Source organism: Pedobacter sp. UYP1 (assembly GCF_040547305.1).
GTDB lineage: Bacteria > Bacteroidota > Bacteroidia > Sphingobacteriales > Sphingobacteriaceae > Pedobacter.
The window spans coordinates 98,541-117,430 of sequence record NZ_JBEPPL010000005.1 but is presented as its reverse complement, the minus strand read 5'-3'; the positions used below and the strand labels follow the sequence as shown (position 1 = coordinate 117,430).

Below are 18,890 nucleotides of genomic sequence, written 5' to 3'. Positions count from 1 at the left end.
TTCAGGAAGAGAAAACAAAAGAAATGGCGCGTTGTTAAATTAATAATTAAAGCATTTAGGATGAGATCACTTTGGAATGGAGCTATTGGATTTGGACTGGTAAATATCCCGGTTAAACTTTTCTCTGCGGTACAGCAGAGTCATCTGGATTTAGACATGCTGGACAGTAAAGATCATTCCAGGATTAAATTTCAACGGATCAATGAAAAGACAAGAAAAGAAGTCCCTTTTGATAAAATTGTAAAAGGATATCTGCTGAATGAAAATTATGTAGTACTCGATGAGCAGGATTTTGAAGATGCAGCTCCGGATAAAAACAAGATGATCTCCCTGGAGAATTTTGTGGATTTACAGGAAATCAATCCCATTTATTATGAGACTTCTTATTATGCCCAACCAGAGAAACAAGGGAAGAAAGCTTATGCCCTACTATTGAAAGCCTTAGTGAAGTCTAAAAAAGCTGGTGTAGCCAGATTTGTGCTGAGAAATACAGAGAATCTATGTATCATCCACCCCTTAAATGAAGTACTGGTTGTTACAAAAATCAGGTTTGCTGAAGAAATAAGATCAGAAGAAGAGCTAAAAATACCAGAGACTGATACCATCACAAAAAAAGAACTTGAGGTGGGTATGGCACTGATTAAACAATATAGTTCAGCATTTGATATCAGGGGTTTCAAAGATGAATACAGTAAAGAACTTTTGAAAATTATCAAGGCGAAAGCCAGGGGCAAAAGAGCTACTGTTAAAAAATTGAAACCCCGTGAAAGTAATAATGATGACCTTTACAGCCAGCTGATGCAAAGCCTGGAAGGCAGAAAAGGGGCTTAGCAGGCCGCTCTTTTTCTATAGATGGTTGGGCTCATGCCGGTTTTCTGTTTAAATAATTTAGAGAAATAAAAACAAGAGTCGAATTTCAAATCATAGGCAATTTCTTTGATTGATAAACTTTGATCTTCCAGAAGGTTTTTAGCTTTTTCTATTTTTACCTGGATAAAATACTGTCCAGGTGATAAACCTGTGTAGTTTTTAAAGAGTTTACGAAATAAAGAGTAGCCTATTTTTAATTGCTCTGCGGCCATTTTAGGAGAAAAATCTTTTGAAATATTAGAACTGAATAAGTCTCTCGCCTGGTTCATAATCAAATCTTTCTGTTCATTCTCCTGGCTTTTCTGTTTCACCATATAATAAAGGATGCCCAGCAGATGCAAAGCAACCCCAGACATCATCGGCTGATCTTCTTTATTTTTACCTCTGGTTTTATCAATGATCAGGTTAAAAAGATCTACCACTTTTTCGTTGACCCCAATATTGATACATGGGTTTTCACGGTTAAAAAACTTGTGTTGTACATGGTTATCAATAATACTGCCTCTGATCCCGATCCAGTATTCATCCCAGCCAATATCCGGATCGGGTATATACCGGTGTTTTTCGCCAGGGAACAGAATTATTATTGTGCCTGCGGTTACCTTTTGCTTATGGCTGTCAGACTCAAAATAACCCTCACCACGGGTAATGTATAAAATTTGGTACTCATCGAGTATGCGACCCGATTTCCAGGTAAAATAATGGTGTGATGGATAATATTCCTGTGGATATTGAGCATGGGCAGCGACACTGGTATAGCCAACGTATAAAACATACAGGCCCCAGTTTGCATCCTCCTCACTCACACACAAATATTTGTAATATTCGTTTTTCATGCGGCTTTGATATTCAGTACGTACCTGATGAAGGCCACGGACTAGGTTATGATTAGAAAGTTTTATTAAAAATATTAAATTAAACAAAAATGGATACGCTGTTATCTTTACTAAGAAATAGATTTTTTCCTGCAAAATCGAATTGAGTGTTCCAACTCCTATAAATCAATTTGTAAGTGTTTTGGCTGGATAAAGCATGATAATCCAGATAAATCGATTAATTCACGAAAAATTTCTTTTGTTGAAAAACTGCTTAATAAATAATCACAAACCTTTTATTTTTAAACATTTTACATTAAAATAACAGTATTCACAGTCCGATTATCTGATAAAAATTTAAAAATAGCCAACCCGAATTAAAATACAGTTAAATTTCAAGGTCTTTTTTGGCAGTCCTATAAACCGGCCCGGCTAAATCCCGGATTTCATAAAAACAGATTATAGTTTTAATCTCTGATCACATAACTAATTTGACTATAAATATTATACACATCAAGAATTACAGATTTCAACTAAAAAAGAACATCAATGACACAAAATATCTCTTTAAAGAAAGTGTTATACACCTGATAAAATCAAAAAGTACATTGTAAATATCAAATCATCTATTTACCAGCAGTATTAGATAAATAAATTTGGATAGCAGCCAGTTAACTGAATAGCGACTGAACAAATACAACCTATCTATACAAATATCATCTATGGAAAATTTACTGATTACTGGTGTTACCGGCATACTTGGCCGTCATGTACTGTATGAATTATTGGCTGAGTATGCCAGCGGAATAAAAAGGGGCAGATTATTTCTTGTGGTCAGGTCCAATGCTAAAGAAAGTGCGAGCGAACGGATCAGTTCTTTATTAACAAATCCGTTCAAACCAGCCTATCTGGATATTTACCCTGTAGAAGAATTGCTATCATTTATTGAGATCATTGATTCTGATTTAAGAGATCTCAAGAAAAGTCCGTTGCTGAAGTCAAGATTGGGCGATTATCTCCACGTGATCCATATTGCGGCCATCACCAACTTGAACACTGCCGATTCAGCTTTACAAGACGTTCACGATTTCAACTATGCAACCACACTGGAGTTATTGGAACAATTAAAAAATATACCACACAAATTCATTTTTATCAGTTCTGCATTTTCATGTGGTATACAAACCGGATTAATTGATAGTAATTACCGCCGCTTTGGACAGAATGGAGAGTTGCTGCCTTTCAGTAGTTTATCACCTTACCGGAATCATTATGAATTCTATAAAGCAATGGCAGAGTACCAGGTTATCAAACATTGTGAGGCTAATCAGATTGCCTGGCAGATTTTACGTCCTTCTGTGATTTGCGGCAGACTGCTGGATGAGCCATTATACTACCTTCCTTTATTCAATGTATTTTATGAAGTAGGCCGGATTATCAACAAGGGCTTACAACGTTACAAAGAGCATGATATTAAAAAGATCAGGATCATGGGGGACAATAAAAGTACTTTAAACATTGTTCCTGTTGATTATGTAGCCAAAACGATTTTAGCAGTATTCCGTAATGATGAGGTTAAGCAGCTAAGTATTGTAAATTCAGCACCATTGAGCAATGCCTACCTGATTAAACATTCAATCCATAAACTAGGGCTTGAGTGTAAACTCGTGGATTCAGTACCCGATAACATGAACCTGCTGGAAGAATGGTATTATAAAAGAGCCGGAAAATGGCTTTCACGCTATCTGAATACGACCTCTTATAACTTTGATGCCGCTCCACTCCGCAAACTTATCCCGCACATTCCTGAACCGGATATTCGAAACAGCTTTGAAGAACTATACGATTATGCCTTACAACATAATTTCGAAAATCCTGAACTTTCACTAAGTACTTCTGCCCTGTGATCAACTTCTACAACGTCATCCATACCGCACTCACCAAACCAGGTATCCAGGAGCTAATCATTCCTGCCGATCCTCATCAGCCAGCAATTACAAATCAACAGCTATTGCAAAGTATCTCCAACTACAGATATTTACTTCAGCAGCACGTATTGCCTGGCGCCGCTGTATTATTGGCAATCCCGGTAAGTGCAGAATCTATCAGCGCATTGCTGGCCATACAAAGTGTGGGTGCAATCCCGGTACTGCCACCTGCAAAATCAGAGCTGTCTGCAATGCTTAAGCTGTTGAAATCGCAAAAGATCAAGGTAATTATTGCAAAAGAGCAAATGCAGTTGCAAATGGGATCCGAATTAGCAGCGGCCGGCATTCAATGCTTATTCCTTAAGCAGGAAACTCAAAGAGAAACCAATTGGGAAGCTGTTTTAGTAGATCCGGATCAGCCGGCACTGGTCACTTTTAGTTCCGGAACAACCGGAGAGCCAAAGAGTGTGCTCAGAAGTCACCGCGTCATTGCCGCGCAACATCTGATCCTCAAAACAGTATTCCCGCCACAAGTAAATCTGCGCGACTTCCCCATATTCCCTAACGTTATCCTGCATAACATCGCGGCAGGAATCACAACTGTAGTACCCGCTATTCCTGGTTTTCAGATGGGGCAATTAAATCCTGAGTATATTATTCAACAATTGTCAGCTCAAAACATCGGTACAATGATGGGCAATGTGTTTTATTTCAAAACCCTTCTGGCTTGTTTAAAAGCTGATCCACAAGTTTTCCCAAAAGTGATGCAAATTGGAGTCGGCGGCTCTCCTGTACCTGAGGACCTCTTACCCGAACTTCGCCTTTATTTTCCTGAAGCAGAGAGCCACATTATTTATGGTTCATCTGAAGCAGAACCTATTGCTGTGAGAAAGATAAACGGAACAGCTAAAAATCCAATCAATGGCTATTGTGTAGGCAAACCAGTTCAAACACTGGAACTCCGGATCAACGAAGCCGCGGTTATTCATACCACATCAGGAACATTTAATGCAGGCGAAATAGAAGTCAGAGGACCGCATGTAGCTACTATACATCCAGATGGCTGGCTCAGGACGGGTGATATCGGTTATTTATCAGCCGATCAGGAACTCTACCTCACTGCCAGAATAGGAAATGAAAAAGCGCATCTGGGCATACAACATTACCAGATTGAACATTTGCTTACCCTGCATCATCAAGTTGTCCAGGTTGCTGCAATAGCAGCTGAGGATGGTTTCGACATTTTTATTCAAGGCAGTATAACGCAAGAAGGAGCTAAACGGATTTTAACGAAGAACTTCCCTGCTGCGCTTATTAACAACATACAGTTCCAGACCGAAATTCAGGTTGACAACAGACATCATTCAAAAATTTTATACCACAAAATAAATGAACTCAGAGTTTTATAACCTAGATCTTGACCGCATCCGTTATTCGCTGGTGTGGGAAGACAGTCAAACCCTTTACAGGTCGCTTAAGATCGGTACGAATGATCACTTACTGGTGATCACTTCGGCAGGGTGTAATGCTTTAAATATGTTGCTTAAGAATCCAGCAAGCGTCACTGCAGCTGATTTAAATCCCGTTCAGAATAAGATGCTGCTATTCAAACAGCACATCATTATGAATTTCGATTATGAGCTTTACCACGCCATACTAGGACTCGCAGGAGAAACAGCAGTCAACGAAGCGAAACAAAGAATCCTGCCTACTTTACCGGCAGCAGACCAAGCTTTCTGGACAGCCTTTCTGGAAGAAAATCCCGGCGGCCTGCTACTGTCAGGAAAACTGGAAAAATTTATGATGGGCTTTCATCGCACGCTTAATCAGGAGCAACAAGAATTGATTCATCAGTTAATCGCCTTTGATACGATTGATGCACAGTATAAATTTTTCCTGGACAAACTGGATAACAGCAGTTTCAAGCAAACGTTCATCACCTATTACAGTGATGAAAATTTAAGCAATGGCAGAGATCCCAAATTATTAAAACATGTAGATGAATCGGGTGGAATAGTCTTTTATAAGCGCCTTCTTTTACAAGCAAGTTCAAGTTTATTGAAAGAGAACTTTTACTTCCGTTTTATCTTTTTTGGTTTACAAGACCTTCCACATCATGTATTACCACCGTGCTACAGGCAGGAAAATTACAGCAGCCTGAAAGAGAACATGGACAAGCTGCAGGTTATTCAGGGTGAGGCAGTGGAATATCTTTTATCGGCACCTGGTTTGAAAATAACCAAAGCCAGTCTTTCTAATATTTTTGAATACATCAGTCATCAGGAATTTGAAGAAGTCTGTTTGTCACTAGCTAAACATCCAGACCGCGATTTAAAGCTCATCTTCTGGAATCTGCTCAACATACAAGGAGAAAACTTACTGCAATCAGAAAGCCGGATCAAGCTGAAAAGCCAAAGCCTGGCGCAGGAAAGCTGTTTCTATTTCAAGAATCAGGTACAGATACAATTTGTTCCGGTCATGTCACTACATCTAACCTAAAAACCATGAAAACCACCGATTATCTTAACACCACCTTTGTTCAGCAAATCATGCAGGATCACTTTAAGAGCCAGATTATTTCGGTTCAGGATATTGCCTTGCTAGACGTAGATAATTCAGCAAGTATACTGGTAGCGCTCACAGCTACGCAAACAGAAAGCAGTATTGGCCACTTCGGTCTGGAAGTTAGTTACACCATAGACAGATTACCGCAGAAAAAGAGAATGGTGATGAAGATCAAGCCACATGGTCAGGAGATTGTTAACATGCTGAATATGCTTTCGCAATTATGCGGAGGCGAACTCAACAGCGTTTACGAACAATTTAAACATTTAACAGGCTTTTATTACACCCATTTAAAAGAGCAGGAAATTTACGAAAAGCTGCATCCACTATTTACACCGGTCATTTACGGTCTGTATACCAATCAACAAGAGAATATTTACATCATCTTAATGGAATATCTGGATGATGTTGACCTGCTGAATACAGTTATGGCGCCCGAAAAATGGAGTGATCAGCATATCAAATCTGCATTAAAACAGATGGCAGCCTGGCATAGTACCATGCTGAATAAAGTAGAAAATGTAGACCTCGAAATATGGAAAGATGCGCCTTCTTTACAGCAAATGACAGACCTGCTCCCTTTATGGAATGCTTTACTAAACAATGCTGCTGATAAGTTCCCGGAACTTTACGATCCTTTAAGGGTAAAAACCATGCGCACCGCTATACAGGAAATCCCAAACTACTGGCAACAGCTTGAAAAACTACCAAAAACACTGGTTCATAATGATTTTAATCCAAGAAACAGTTGTTTTAAAACTCAAAACGGGGAGATTGAATTCTGTTTATATGACTGGGAACTGGCTACTTTTCACATCCCTCAATATGATCTTGCAGAATTTTTATGTTTCATTCTGGATCAGGACCGGTACGATAAACGCTATGAGTATATCGAATATTACCGCGAAGAACTGGCCAGATTAACAGGAAAGTATAATTCAGCTCCCTCTTTTCATCAGGAGCTGTATATGGCCACTTTAGATTTTGGTATCCACCGCGTGGGTTTGTATATGATGGGACATACAGTGAGTCCTTATCCATTTCTCCCCCGCGTAGTGAATAGCTTTTTTGATGCAATTTCAGGACATAGCCTTAACTAACCAATTCTTTCTCATACAGGATATATTTTACTGATTCGTACGGTGTATGGTCAGTAAAATGTACTGAATAATTGTCTGAACGCATCAGACAGAAAATAGTGTCTTCATAATATTGGTTAGCCGCCCTTATGTAATGCGTACAGATATAGTTCATTAAGCCCTGTCTTCTGAAATCAGGGTGTACTCCAACTGTTTTCCCTAATAATCTTCTCTTTTTGAGCAGCGGATAATCTCTGTTAAAATCATACCCTGCCGCTGTTGCAGGCAAGGACTGATAATCCGGATAACAGATGCTCATTGCAGCCAGTCTTCCAGTCTGCGGATCAATCAATATAACCGAGCTGTGTGGACAGATCTTACGCAAGAATTTAGCGTTATACAGCAAGCGGAATTGTTCAAAAGAGATTGCTTTATAAAAAGGATTCTGGTTAAAGACAATCTCAATCAGCTCAAATAATTCCTTTTCATACCGTATCCAGCTTTCTTCATTCAAAGGGATAACTTCAAAAGGAATTTTGCTTTGCTCATCCATCAGGGCAGCATAATCAGCATAAAGTTCCGGAAGCGTGTGTTGAGTAATATACCTGCTTTCAAAAGTCAATTTTTCTTTAAAACTTACCTGCGCTAAAAGCGAAGCATAATAAACCGGATTAACCGGTTCACTATCAAATCTGTTCCAGCTTGGCAAATTACCTGCCCGGATACGGTAACGGTTATATGTGTTAAAGTTAATTGGCCCGGTCATACTCGCTCTTTTTCTTACACTGGCATCACTTTCCAATAAACTAAATGCTGCCTTATTGAGTACTTCATCATCAACAGACTCCCAGAACCCAAAATAAGCTGCATCTTCGTGGTGAGGAAATATACCTACAAGCCGGATATGTTCGTGGTCTGTATAAATAATGATTTCGTTTTTTTCTGCTTCTATTTTAAACAGGGCAGCAATCATTGACCTGTCTTCTGTGAGTTCAACGGTTAAGCCCGCGTAGATTTTTCCAGGTATGGTGAAAAAGCTATCAGGAATTGAATCTTTGTAGAGGATACGTTCGACTATTCCCATTTTACAGTAATTTAATCTCCCCAGTTGAACCATCCATACTAATTTGCTGTCCGCTGCTTAACTTTTTGGTCAGCCCCGGGATATTAATGATCGCAGGAATTCCAAATTCTCTCAGCAAAATAACCGAATGAGATAAAGCAGACCCCTTTTCAATCAGCACTCCCTTACAGGTTGGGAAAAGTGCGACCCAACCAGGATCTGTACGTAAAGCGCAAACAATTTTACCGCTCACATCCAGGTCACTATCCGGCCCGTCTATAACAATGATCTCTGCAGTAAGCTGACCAGGAACACAGCCTGTACCGCGTAAAACAGAAGGATCTTCATCTACCAGTTCTGGTTTAGTACTGCGTAAAGGTGGAATAGTTACCTGAGCAGCTACTTCTTCCTTTTTATATTGCTCAAATGTAGCTACCCGCTCATCAATTACGCCCTCAATTTCAAATCCCGGTTTGTCCAGTAACAATATTTCTATTTCATCCTGAGTCAGATAAAAGATATCACGTACCTCCATCAATACGTTTTTCTCCTTCAGTAATTCACCGGCAGCGAGGTATAAAGTACGGTACATCCCGAAAAGTCTCGTTCTTTCTAAACGCAGGGCTTCGCGATATTGAATTGACTTTTGCAGTTTACCCAGGCTTTTATAAACTGTCTTTTTAAAGAACACAGAATGATCTTTCAATTTCTCTTCCAGATCTTTTACTGCCGATTCGTGTAAATGAGACAAAGCTGACGTTTGAAATGAGTTAGAGGTAGTCAGGTAATTGCGCAGGTAACTATAAAAGATTTTAGGCGACAAACGCATTGTAATCGTTTCCAGTTTTAATTCTCCTACGGTACGGTCACCATAGACATGGATAAAACCTTCCACTTCTTTGTAAAATGCTGGAAACTGAGCCTTAATTTGCGTGTGTACATCATCCGGCAAAAGGATGATCAGCGCTTTCAGTTCATCCTGTTCCATCGCTTTCAGAGAAAGTTTTTGCATCAATATGGCTGGCTGGGCACTTTCGATTTCCTGGTTACCCGCTAAATATCTGCTTAGAAATTCATCGGTATCCAGAATACCAGCTTTAAGTAATTTACGCCTTACTTTCCCGTTCATCATCATCACATACAGATCATTGATAATCGGGGTAGTCCAGTTGCCCATCAGCTCTTTATCCAGCAGATATTTTTGTTCCAGCAATTGTACAGGATTAGCAAATGCATCCTGCAATTTATAAAACCGCTCATAGTGTTTGGTGATATGACTATGAAATTCAGCCACACTTTTCTCCAGTTTTCTAAATGCAGAGAACAACCTCAATAAATTAAAAAAGGTTGGAAAGATCATGCTGAGTTTTTCACGGAAAGATTTCTCTGTATCGGTGATAAAGTCAACAGGTTCTTCCAGGCCCATCATACGCTCCATATCTTCTTTATTCTGTTTAAAAGAAGGAAATAGCTGTAAACAACGGTACCAGTTATTGATATTGTAATAAATTCTGCCCTGAACCAGTCCAAGCAAATTGTTGACAACAGGGGTGTAAGTAGTCATGACCTGTTCAGGAATAGCCAGCAGAATAATGGTTTGGAAATAAACAGTTGCATAAGCGTGCTGGGCAAAGCTGAAAGTTAATGGCGTAGTTACTCCACAATAGCTTTCCTGGATATTTGAATTGTCATAGACAATCACATCCGGGATTTCCTGGGTAATATGACGGGATTGAACGAAGTAAAGTTTGTTATTTGAGATGACGTATTCTATATCCTGCGGATGACCGTTTCTTTTTTCAAGGCGTGTTGAAATCGTAAATATTTCCCGTAGATGTTCTTCAGTCAAACTGTGTATTTGCTGTCTGTCTTCTTCTACATCCAGCAGTTGAATACCCTTTTCTTCGTGCATCTGATAGTGCTTGTCTTTCAATGCTATCTTTTGATGAACTACGGTTCCGTCTTTCTTGGAAAGATAGAATTCATCAGGATCCAGTTCTCCGTTAACCAGGCCTTCTCCCAGGCCCCATAAGGCATGAACAGCCATTTCCTGTGGATATTGTGGATAGGTTGAAAAAACAACTCCACTGGCGTCCGCATCAATCTGCTGCTGCAAGATTACTGCTGGTCTTGCTACAGCAGATAATTGTTTGTATTGCCTGTAAGCTACAGCCTCAGCTGAGTAGGCACTGGCAGCACATTTGCCTACTGCTTCAATGACATCATCATAATTCCTTAAATTCATATAGGAGCTCATGATACCGGCAAAGGCGTCGTGTGTTCCATCCTCATCAGCAATTGAAGAACGGACAATTATACTTCGGTTTGGAAAATCCCATCCGGATAAAATCTGACGCAATTTTTCTTCTTCAGGTTTGCTGAGTGTAAAACGTAGCAGCTGATCTGATATGGACACCGTAGTGGCATCCTTTGCTTTAACGATAGTATCAAAGTTCTCTGCAGGGAGTACTAAAAAATCGGGTACAGTGACCTGAGCTTCCAATAATTTAAGCAAGCCTTTTGCTTTACCTCCGATCGTATATCCGGGCACATTTTTAACAGGGTAGATTATCATGATTTGAGATGTATTTCTATGATTACAGAGATATAGCTGATCACCATAAATAAAGAGACCAGCAGTTCAGCCAGACGAAGTTTCTTTTCGTCCGGCCGTTTAACAACTTTAATAAAGAGGAAGCCTATTGCCACATATAATAAACAAATGGTGATGTAGGTCCATAAATTTGATTGTATAGTGTATAATATGCGGCATTGCACGACTACGCCAATGAGCAGAACCAACAAGACACAAACTATCGAAGTCACATAACCCAGAGATTTGGAATAAGAATCTACGGTCTCTCTTTCTGCTGCCGGAGCATGGATTTTACGGGCGAGTTCAAAACTAAATCCACACAGCAAACTTATACCAGCTAATAGATACAATGCCGGATGATGCAGATCAGGATTAAACGCAGACCATACCCAGACCATCACAAATGGCATAATCACCATGTGAGTACAGGCGTATAGCAATAGTCTTTTGCTCAAAAATGAACCAATAAAAAACTCATAACGCATCAATAAACTATAACCTACGGCAATCAGCCAGCAGATTAAAGTTAAAGGACCATTCCAGTAGCTCCAAACCAGTTCTGAGACTGTGAGTATGGCAGAGAGCAGGAATAACTGGTTTAAGGTTACACGGCCAGATTGCAATACCCTGTCCGGGTGGTTGACCTGATCAATCTTATAATCTTTGACCTCATCGAATACCCGCAGCCTGAAAAAGAAAGAAATAAAAGCGATAATACCCAGACCAATTTTAATGCTGAAATTTATAGGCTGGGAAGAAAAATAGGAAGCTATGGAGTATACATTTATAAATAGAATAGCAAACAATACCATATTTACCGGGGGGAACCTTTGCTTGAAATAAGCAAGTACATTTTTTACTTTCAATTTCTGAATTGTTAAGATGAATAATAAGCTATTGATGTAAAGTTAATTTTGGGAGCCGGACAGAAAATGTAGAAACTGATATTTCAAATGTTGTTTTTGATATCGTTTATAATTTATTTCTTGTGATTCAAACAAATTGAGCGTCTATTTTTCAGGAGAATTCAGAATAAATGAATCAAATTGATATATTTGCCGAAATGTTCCTGTAGTTCAATGGATAGAATTTTGGTTTCCGGTACCAAAGATGGGGGTTCGAATCCCTTCGGGAACACCAAAAAGGCCCTTAACAATCTTGTTAAGGGCCTTTTTTTTTAGCAAAACTGAAGCTTACCTTCTAATAGCTTTAAATTTAGCTATTACTTATGGATGAGAAGATACTATTAAAAATTTTATATTAGCCATCTAGTCCGGTCTTACCTTCTTAAAGCAGCTTTTGAATCTTCCAAACATTTCATGTAACAAAACCAACGAATGTTACCACTTTAAAGCTAAAAATATCGATTTATTAGCATAAATATCAATTATTTAGCGCATTCACGTAAGGAAAACGGGCGTTGGTGTAATAATGAAATGATAAGTCAATTGAGAAGCTTAATATTGAATTGTGAATCATCTACCTATGAACACACACAACAGTAATGTATATATTTTTACACTACAAAAAAACCAGCCTTCCGGCTGGTTTTTTGCGTTTACAGGAAGAACTAAATACTTTTTCAGAATGCGTTGATGATTAACTGGATCGCTCCATAATTGTGTTCAGGACTGAACATTGCAGTTGCTGCGATTGGCATATGATGCGTAAAAACTACCAGGTCTTTATTTAAGGTAACTCCTGCATTGACAACATTTGGTTTAGAACCATAAAAGTTCTCGTCTCTGCCAAATGCAAATCCCCCACCTGCAAAAAGATGGACGTTTGTTCCTCCTTCTTTCCATACCCTATAATCAAGTACCACATAATTGGAATAATTATTTGCCAGATCTCCGTTACTCTTCACATGCGTATCCCTTCCCTGTACAATCGTACTCCAGTTAATACTGATTGGGAAGGCATCTCCGAATTGATATCCGGCAGTTACGTCGATAAAGTGGGAGGTAGTAGCTCTTTTATAATCAAACAGGTTAGCATTAGGGAAATCCGTTACGTTGTTAATATCCCAAACCGAGAAGTTAAATCCCTTCTTAACATAACTCACATAGTAATCGAATTCCTTGTACTCTCCATTAAAACCCGCACCACCCCAAAAACCAGCAGAAAAACTTCCGTCTTTAGTAGTATAATGCATATCCACATCAGTGATCGGGCTATTTGATACTTTAAATCCACGCCACAAGTATAAATTACGTACTTGCAGGTTCACATTAAAGGGTCTATATTTTTTCACTGCGACTGTGTCAGTTTTTGGCGTTGTCAGATCCTGAGCCTCCGCAGAAAGGCAAAGGCATAGCCCTAGTATAGCCCAAAGGCTACCTTTATAAATAGTTTTCATAACAATCTGTTTAAGAAATTCTGTTTTTTTAACTGATGATTAGTGAAGTTGTAAGTACAGAAATGCTGCTATCGCCGCTCCTGCAATCGGACCCAAAACAGGAATCCAGGCATAAGCCCAGTCACTGGTACCCTTCCCTTTGATAGGCACTAAGGCATGAATAATCCTGGGCGCTAAATCACGCGCCGGGTTAATTGCATATCCAGTAGTTCCTCCGAGTGAAAGTCCAATTACCCAAACCAGAAAGGCAACAGGAACAGCGCCGACAGAGCCTAAACCAACAGGTATTTTAGTTGGTGTAATTTCAGCTCCGGTGATATAGAAAACCGTAAATACCAATACGAATGCACCGATAATTTCACTGGTTATATTCGAAGTGTAATTACGGATAGCAGGGCCGGTACAAAAACAGGCCAGCATAGCTGCCGGATCATTGTCCTTGTTAAAATGGTCTTTATACATGACCCAAACCAGGAATGCACCCATCCCCGCTCCTATCAACTGCGCAGCTATATAAGGAAGCACACTCGCCCAGGCAAATTTTCCGGCTATCGCAAGACCGATAGTGACTGCAGGATTTAAATGCGCACCACTGTAAGGCCCTGCAACCGTCACTCCTACAAAAACTGCCAGCCCCCAGGCAGTGGTAATCACCATCCACCCGCTATTATTTCCTTTAGTATCATTTAATACGACGTTGGCTACTACGCCATCGCCTAAAAGTATAAGTAACATCGTACCTATAAGTTCTGCTATGAATGGAGTCATTCTGGTAAAATTAAAGGTGAATAATTAGTTTGAATCTGTATCAGGTAATTCTTCATTCCAGCTTTGTGCGGCATGAATAGCTCTCTTCCAATCCTTAATTCCCTTTTTTATCACCGTCTGATCTCCTGTAGGAACAAACTCTTTTTCAGATTTCCATAGCTGCTGAATCTCTTCTACACTATCCCAGAAACCAACTGCTAACCCCGCTAAATAGGCAGCCCCTAAAGCAGTAGTTTCTACTACATTCGGACGGATCACTTTACAGTTCAGCAAATCGGATTGAAATTGCATCAGCAAATCATTCGCTGTTGCTCCGCCATCGACTCTCAGTTCTTTAATTTCCATTCCTGCATCAGCTTCCATCGCTTTTAAAACATCTCTGGTCTGATATGCTATAGATTCAAGTGCAGCGAGCGCTATATGTGCAGACGTACTTCCTCTGCTCAATCCTACAATTGTACCTCTCGCATCAGGTTTCCAGTAAGGTGCACCCAGACCAGCAAAAGCAGGTACAAAATAAACACCTTGCGTATCCTTAACACTTGCAGCAAGCTTTTCTACATCAGCAGATTTTTTAATAACGCCTAAACCATCACGAAGCCATTGTACTACAGCCCCCCCGATAAAAATACTTCCTTCAAAGGCATATTGTATTTTACCGTTAATTTTCCAGGCAACAGTAGTTAATAAGTTATTTTTTGATTCCATGAATTTATCACCAATGTTCATCAGCATAAAACAGCCGGTGCCATACGTGTTTTTAACCATGGCTTTTTCAATACACATCTGTCCGAAAAGCGCAGCATGCTGATCTCCGGCAATTCCGGCAATTGGTATTTTTGAAGCGAAAATAGTAGTGGTCGTTTCTCCGTAGATTTCACTGGATTGTTTGACTTCAGGAAGCATGCTTTTAGGAATATCAAGCATTTCCAATAATTCATCATCCCATTGCTCTGTACGGATGTTAAACAACATAGTACGGCTTGCATTGGTGATGTCAGTCACGTGTACATGGCCTCTTGTGAATTTCCAGACCAGCCAGCTATCGACCGTTCCAAAGGCCAGCTCACCTTTATTTGCTCTGTCCCGGGCTCCTTCTACATTATCAAGAATCCATTTTATTTTAGTCCCCGAAAAATAAGAGTCAATTACCAGTCCCGTTTTAGCACGGACCATATCAGTTTTACCGTCTTTTTTTAGCTTATCGCAGAATTCTGCGGTACGTCTGTCTTGCCAGACAATCGCATTGTAAACAGGATCACCTGTTTCACGATCCCAGACGATAGTAGTTTCACGCTGATTAGTAATTCCGATTGCTTTGATATTAGAACCATTGATCCCCATTTTCACAGTTGCTTCTGCCGCTACACTGGCCTGGGTAGACCAAATCTCGTTTGGGTCATGCTCTACCCATCCTGATTGTGGAAAAATCTGGGTAAATTCCTTCTGTGCAGTAGATTTAATTTGTCCTTTATGATCAAAAATAATTGCACGAGAGCTCGTTGTGCCCTGGTCCAGAGCCAAAATGTAATCTTCCATAACTTTATTGATTTATATTGGTTTAATTGACGCTGAATTATTCTACTCAGGCGTATAAGGTTCTAATAAATAAGATTGAGCTAGTTTTCTGAAGGTTTTAACCTGTTCATTTTCCCAGGCTTGATCATACTGAAGTTCTGTTGCTACTAATTTAGCGACAACCGGTGCCATATCAATCGCAGCACGCGCGTCTAAGAACAATGCTCTCACTCTTCTGGCTAAAATATCTTCTACTGTACGGGCCATTTCATGTCTCACACCCCAGATTACTTCGGCTTTAAGATAAGGTAAACGTACATGCAGTTTTTCTTTCCAGGCTGGGTTTTCATCGCCTAAAGCTAATACCCCGGCTTCATCACTTCCGTAAACATACAAGTGATCGTTGCGGTTTACATCTGCTTTACTACCGTGAATAGAAAGCTCTTTTGTTTTTGTAGGACGGGCTGGTAATTTACCAACTTCTATCGCTTTATTAATGGTATCCTCCCCCATTCTGCGATAAGTTGTCCACTTACCACCGGTAATTGTAATCAGTCCCGATGTAGTAACGATCAGTTTATGACTTCTTGAAATTTCTTTCGTTTTAGAAGAACCGTCTTCTGGCGCAGCTAAAGGACGTAAACCAGCAAATACACTCAGCACATCTTTTCGCGTAGGTGCTTTAACCAGATATTTTGCTGCTGTACGCATAATGAATTCGATTTCCTCTTCCAGTGCTACCGGCTCCAGGCTATGCTGATCTAATGGCGTATCTGTAGTTCCCACTACCAGTTTATCATGCCATGGTACCACAAATAAAACCCTGCCATCATCCGTTTTGGGTATCATGATCGCATCTTCGCCAGGCATAAATGAACGCTCAATAACCAAATGGACACCCTGACTTGATCTTACCAATGGCTTTTTACCTGGTTTATCCATTTGTAAAAGATCATCTACAAATACTCCGGTCGCATTAATTACCGTTTTACCTTTCAGCTGATAGGTAACGCCCGATTCTACATCAGTCGCCACTACACCGGCTACTTTATCCTGCGTATCTTTAATTAAGCTTGTTACACGGATATAATTTAAGATTGTGGCCCCTTGTTCCAGACTGGTCTGCGCAAGGTTGACTGCCAGACGGGAATCATCAAATTGTCCGTCATGGTAAACTACGCCCCCATATAAATGGTTAGGCTGTATAGTAGAAAGTTTGCTGATTACCTCTTTTTTAGAGATATGTCTGGCACGGCCGAAGCCCAGTTTACCAGCAAGCAAATCATATAATGTTAATCCTATAGTATAAAAAGCACCGCCCCACCATTCATAATTTGGAATAATGAATGATTCATTTTTCACTAAGTGGGCCGCGTTTTTTAAAAGCAATCCACGTTCATATAAAGCTTCTCTTACCAGCCCGATATCGCCCTGCGCTAAATAACGCACACCTCCATGGACTAATTTGGTACTCCGGCTGGATGTACCTTTTGCAAAATCAGCCTGTTCTAACAATAAGGTCTGATAACCACGGCTGGCCGCATCAAGTGCAGCACCTAAGCCTGTTGCTCCACCACCAACTACAATTACATCCCAAACCTTTTCCGGATCAACAATATTTCCTATGAGTTCTTTTCTATTTGTGTTCATGTGTAACGACCTCCTTATTTGAGCTAACGATTTGTTTCGCTTTCTATATCAAATTTATAAAATAAAACATTTCAAAACAAATAAAAATCAATAAGAACCTTTATTTATTTCAAAAACCAGTCAAAACACCATATAAAGAACGTTTATCTACAAAAAGAAGAAAACAATAACCCGAAAACGAAACAAAACGAAACATCAGATGAAATATATAAGTCCGTAAACTGAAAAAACTTCCGGTTTTTACTTATTTTTGGTTAACGCAACCTCACAAATAACAAAAACCGGGATGAAGAGTATTACCGAAAGACATCAGTTGATTTTAAAAAAACTTCAGGAAACAGGATTTGTTAATGTACAGGAACTCAGTACACAAATGAGAGTTTCTGATGTTACCATCCGAAAGGATTTGAAGCTTCTGGAAGACAAGAAATTGCTTTTCCGCACACATGGCGGAGGTTCCAAAACAAACCCTTATACTAACGACAAACCGGTTGCTGAAAAGGAGCAGATTCATGCAGATAAAAAAAGGCAGATTGCTAAAGCTGCAGCAGATATGATTGGTCACAATGATTCTATTATCATTGCTTCAGGCACCTCTATGCTTGCCTTAGCCAGAGCTATACATCCGGAAAAACACCTGACCGTTGTGACTTCAGCATTAAATGTTGCCCTGGAATTATCACATCATTTACATGTGGAGGTTTTACAGCTTGGCGGTCAGTTAAGGCAAAACTCATCTTCAGTAATGGGCCCTTATGCGGAACAGATTTTAGAAGACGTGTCTTGTAGTATGTTATTTCTGGGGGTAGACGGGATTGATATTGAGACTGGGTTAACAACAACCAGCTTGATGGAAGCACGTTTAAACCAAAAGATGATCAATGCGGCACAAATTACAGTAGTATTGGCAGACAGCTCTAAAATGGGAAAAAGAGGATTAGGAAAGATTTGCTCTCTTGACCAGATTCAGCATATAATTACCGACGACGGAATATCGCCGGCCCTGGTTAAATTAATGGAAAACAAAGGAATCAGTGTGACTATTGTCAGAGAATAAAATGCTGTTAAATTTATTCCAGTTCAACTTTACAACGCTCTCTGCTTAAGGCATCCATAAAGCTATGGTGTTCATAAGCCGTTTGCTTCAACATTGCTTCATCCTTCTTATAGGTGTTCTTCAGCTCTTTTCTGTTCATCGCCTGAAAGAAACGCCTGATATCTTCTCTGTTTTTTAAAAGCAATGCCGGGACTTGTTTTGGTTTATTATCTTCGCCGATAGCGACCATAGTGAAGTAGCTGGTATTGGTATGTTTAATGACATGTGTTTTAAGATTTTCTGAAATAACCCGGATACCAATGATCATAGAACTGCTTCCTACGTAGTTTACCGAAGCCATTAAAGAAACAATCTCCCCTACTTCTACCGGAGCGAGAAAATCAACCACATCAATAGAAGCCGTAATACAGTATCCATCAGCATGTTTTGCAGCACAAACATAAGCTACCTTATCCATTAAGCCCAAAATAATTCCGCCATGTATTTTACCCCCGAAATTGGAGTAAGAGGGAATCATCAGTTCTGTTAAAGTAACCTGGGAACTTGCAACTGGCTTATATTCTGACATGCTATTTTTTTGATTGCAATTTAGCTTTTTTTGTAAAACAGACAAATCTGGTGG

The 18,890-nt window shown here is 39.7% G+C and carries 15 protein-coding genes and 1 tRNA gene; 7 read left to right on the top strand and 9 right to left on the bottom strand.

Annotated elements, in window-relative coordinates:
• Positions 1-60: 60 nt before the first annotated feature.
• Positions 61-831 carry a non-homologous end joining protein Ku gene (ku, locus tag ABIB30_RS12570; protein ID WP_354302499.1) on the top strand — a complete coding sequence of 257 codons (771 nt, stop codon included), beginning with the start codon at positions 61-63 and terminating at the stop codon, positions 829-831.
• On the opposite strand, the gene ABIB30_RS12565 is transcribed toward ku, so the two are convergent.
• On the bottom strand, positions 828-1,706 hold the full coding sequence (locus ABIB30_RS12565) for a helix-turn-helix domain-containing protein (protein ID WP_354302497.1): 879 nt from the start codon (positions 1,704-1,706) through the stop codon (positions 828-830). The two genes, ku and ABIB30_RS12565, sit on opposite strands and share 4 nt — an antisense overlap.
• A 701-nt stretch (positions 1,707-2,407) precedes the next feature.
• Between ABIB30_RS12565 and ABIB30_RS12560 the strand changes: the two genes are divergently transcribed.
• The 4 genes from ABIB30_RS12560 to ABIB30_RS12545 are packed head-to-tail and all read left to right on the top strand — an operon-like array spanning position 2,408 to position 7,278.
• A complete protein-coding gene (locus tag ABIB30_RS12560) occupies positions 2,408-3,592 on the top strand; it encodes an SDR family oxidoreductase (protein WP_354302496.1) in 1,185 nt (394 codons plus the stop codon).
• Positions 3,589-5,022 carry an AMP-binding protein gene (locus ABIB30_RS12555; RefSeq protein WP_354302494.1) on the top strand — a complete coding sequence of 478 codons (1,434 nt, stop codon included), beginning with the start codon at positions 3,589-3,591 and terminating at the stop codon, positions 5,020-5,022. Before ABIB30_RS12560 ends, ABIB30_RS12555 begins: the two co-directional genes overlap by 4 nt.
• Complete coding sequence (locus ABIB30_RS12550) at positions 5,003-6,112, top strand: DUF3419 family protein (RefSeq protein WP_354302492.1); 1,110 nt, start codon at positions 5,003-5,005, stop codon at positions 6,110-6,112. The genes ABIB30_RS12555 and ABIB30_RS12550 overlap by 20 nt, the downstream gene beginning before the upstream one ends.
• Before the next feature lie 5 nt (positions 6,113-6,117).
• Positions 6,118-7,278 (top strand): aminoglycoside phosphotransferase family protein, encoded by a 1,161-nt coding sequence (locus ABIB30_RS12545; RefSeq protein ID WP_354302490.1) that lies wholly within the window; start codon positions 6,118-6,120, stop codon positions 7,276-7,278.
• On the opposite strand, the gene ABIB30_RS12540 is transcribed toward ABIB30_RS12545, so the two are convergent.
• From ABIB30_RS12540 to ABIB30_RS12530, 3 genes are read right to left on the bottom strand one after another with little or no spacing between them, the layout of a single operon-like run.
• Positions 7,271-8,341, bottom strand: a complete 1,071-nt coding sequence (locus tag ABIB30_RS12540; RefSeq protein ID WP_354302489.1) for a hypothetical protein — start codon at positions 8,339-8,341, stop codon at positions 7,271-7,273. The genes ABIB30_RS12545 and ABIB30_RS12540 overlap by 8 nt on opposite strands.
• Before the next feature lies 1 nt (position 8,342).
• Positions 8,343-10,895: a PEP/pyruvate-binding domain-containing protein gene (locus tag ABIB30_RS12535; RefSeq protein ID WP_354302487.1), complete on the bottom strand. Its 2,553-nt coding sequence runs from the start codon at positions 10,893-10,895 to the stop codon at positions 8,343-8,345.
• Positions 10,892-11,782: a UbiA family prenyltransferase gene (locus ABIB30_RS12530; RefSeq protein ID WP_354302485.1), complete on the bottom strand. Its 891-nt coding sequence runs from the start codon at positions 11,780-11,782 to the stop codon at positions 10,892-10,894. The genes ABIB30_RS12535 and ABIB30_RS12530 overlap by 4 nt, the downstream gene beginning before the upstream one ends.
• A gap of 199 nt (positions 11,783-11,981) precedes the next feature.
• On the opposite strand from ABIB30_RS12530, the gene ABIB30_RS12525 reads away from it, so the two are divergent.
• A tRNA-Arg gene (locus tag ABIB30_RS12525) sits at positions 11,982-12,056 on the top strand.
• Positions 12,057-12,498: 442 nt separating this feature from the next.
• On the opposite strand, the gene ABIB30_RS12520 is transcribed toward ABIB30_RS12525, so the two are convergent.
• From ABIB30_RS12520 to ABIB30_RS12505, 4 genes are read right to left on the bottom strand one after another with little or no spacing between them, the layout of a single operon-like run.
• The gene (locus ABIB30_RS12520; protein ID WP_354302484.1) at positions 12,499-13,275 is read right to left on the bottom strand and encodes a hypothetical protein; all 777 of its coding nucleotides are present in this window, start codon (positions 13,273-13,275) and stop codon (positions 12,499-12,501) included.
• Between the two features lie 39 nt (positions 13,276-13,314).
• Positions 13,315-14,043 carry an MIP/aquaporin family protein gene (locus ABIB30_RS12515; protein ID WP_354302482.1) on the bottom strand — a complete coding sequence of 243 codons (729 nt, stop codon included), beginning with the start codon at positions 14,041-14,043 and terminating at the stop codon, positions 13,315-13,317.
• A 24-nt stretch (positions 14,044-14,067) separates the two neighbouring features.
• Complete coding sequence (gene glpK, locus ABIB30_RS12510; RefSeq protein WP_354302481.1) at positions 14,068-15,582, bottom strand: glycerol kinase GlpK; 1,515 nt, start codon at positions 15,580-15,582, stop codon at positions 14,068-14,070.
• A 42-nt stretch (positions 15,583-15,624) separates the two neighbouring features.
• Entirely contained in the window at positions 15,625-17,211 is a 1,587-nt protein-coding gene (locus ABIB30_RS12505) for a glycerol-3-phosphate dehydrogenase/oxidase (RefSeq protein WP_354302479.1), read from the bottom strand.
• A gap of 286 nt (positions 17,212-17,497) precedes the next feature.
• On the opposite strand from ABIB30_RS12505, the gene ABIB30_RS12500 reads away from it, so the two are divergent.
• Positions 17,498-18,268 (top strand): DeoR/GlpR family DNA-binding transcription regulator, encoded by a 771-nt coding sequence (locus tag ABIB30_RS12500; RefSeq protein ID WP_354302477.1) that lies wholly within the window; start codon positions 17,498-17,500, stop codon positions 18,266-18,268.
• A 13-nt stretch (positions 18,269-18,281) separates the two neighbouring features.
• Here the strand turns inward: ABIB30_RS12500 and ABIB30_RS12495 are convergent, their stop codons facing one another.
• On the bottom strand, positions 18,282-18,836 hold the full coding sequence (locus ABIB30_RS12495; RefSeq protein WP_183867317.1) for an acyl-CoA thioesterase: 555 nt from the start codon (positions 18,834-18,836) through the stop codon (positions 18,282-18,284).
• Between the last annotated feature and the right edge of the window lie 54 nt (positions 18,837-18,890).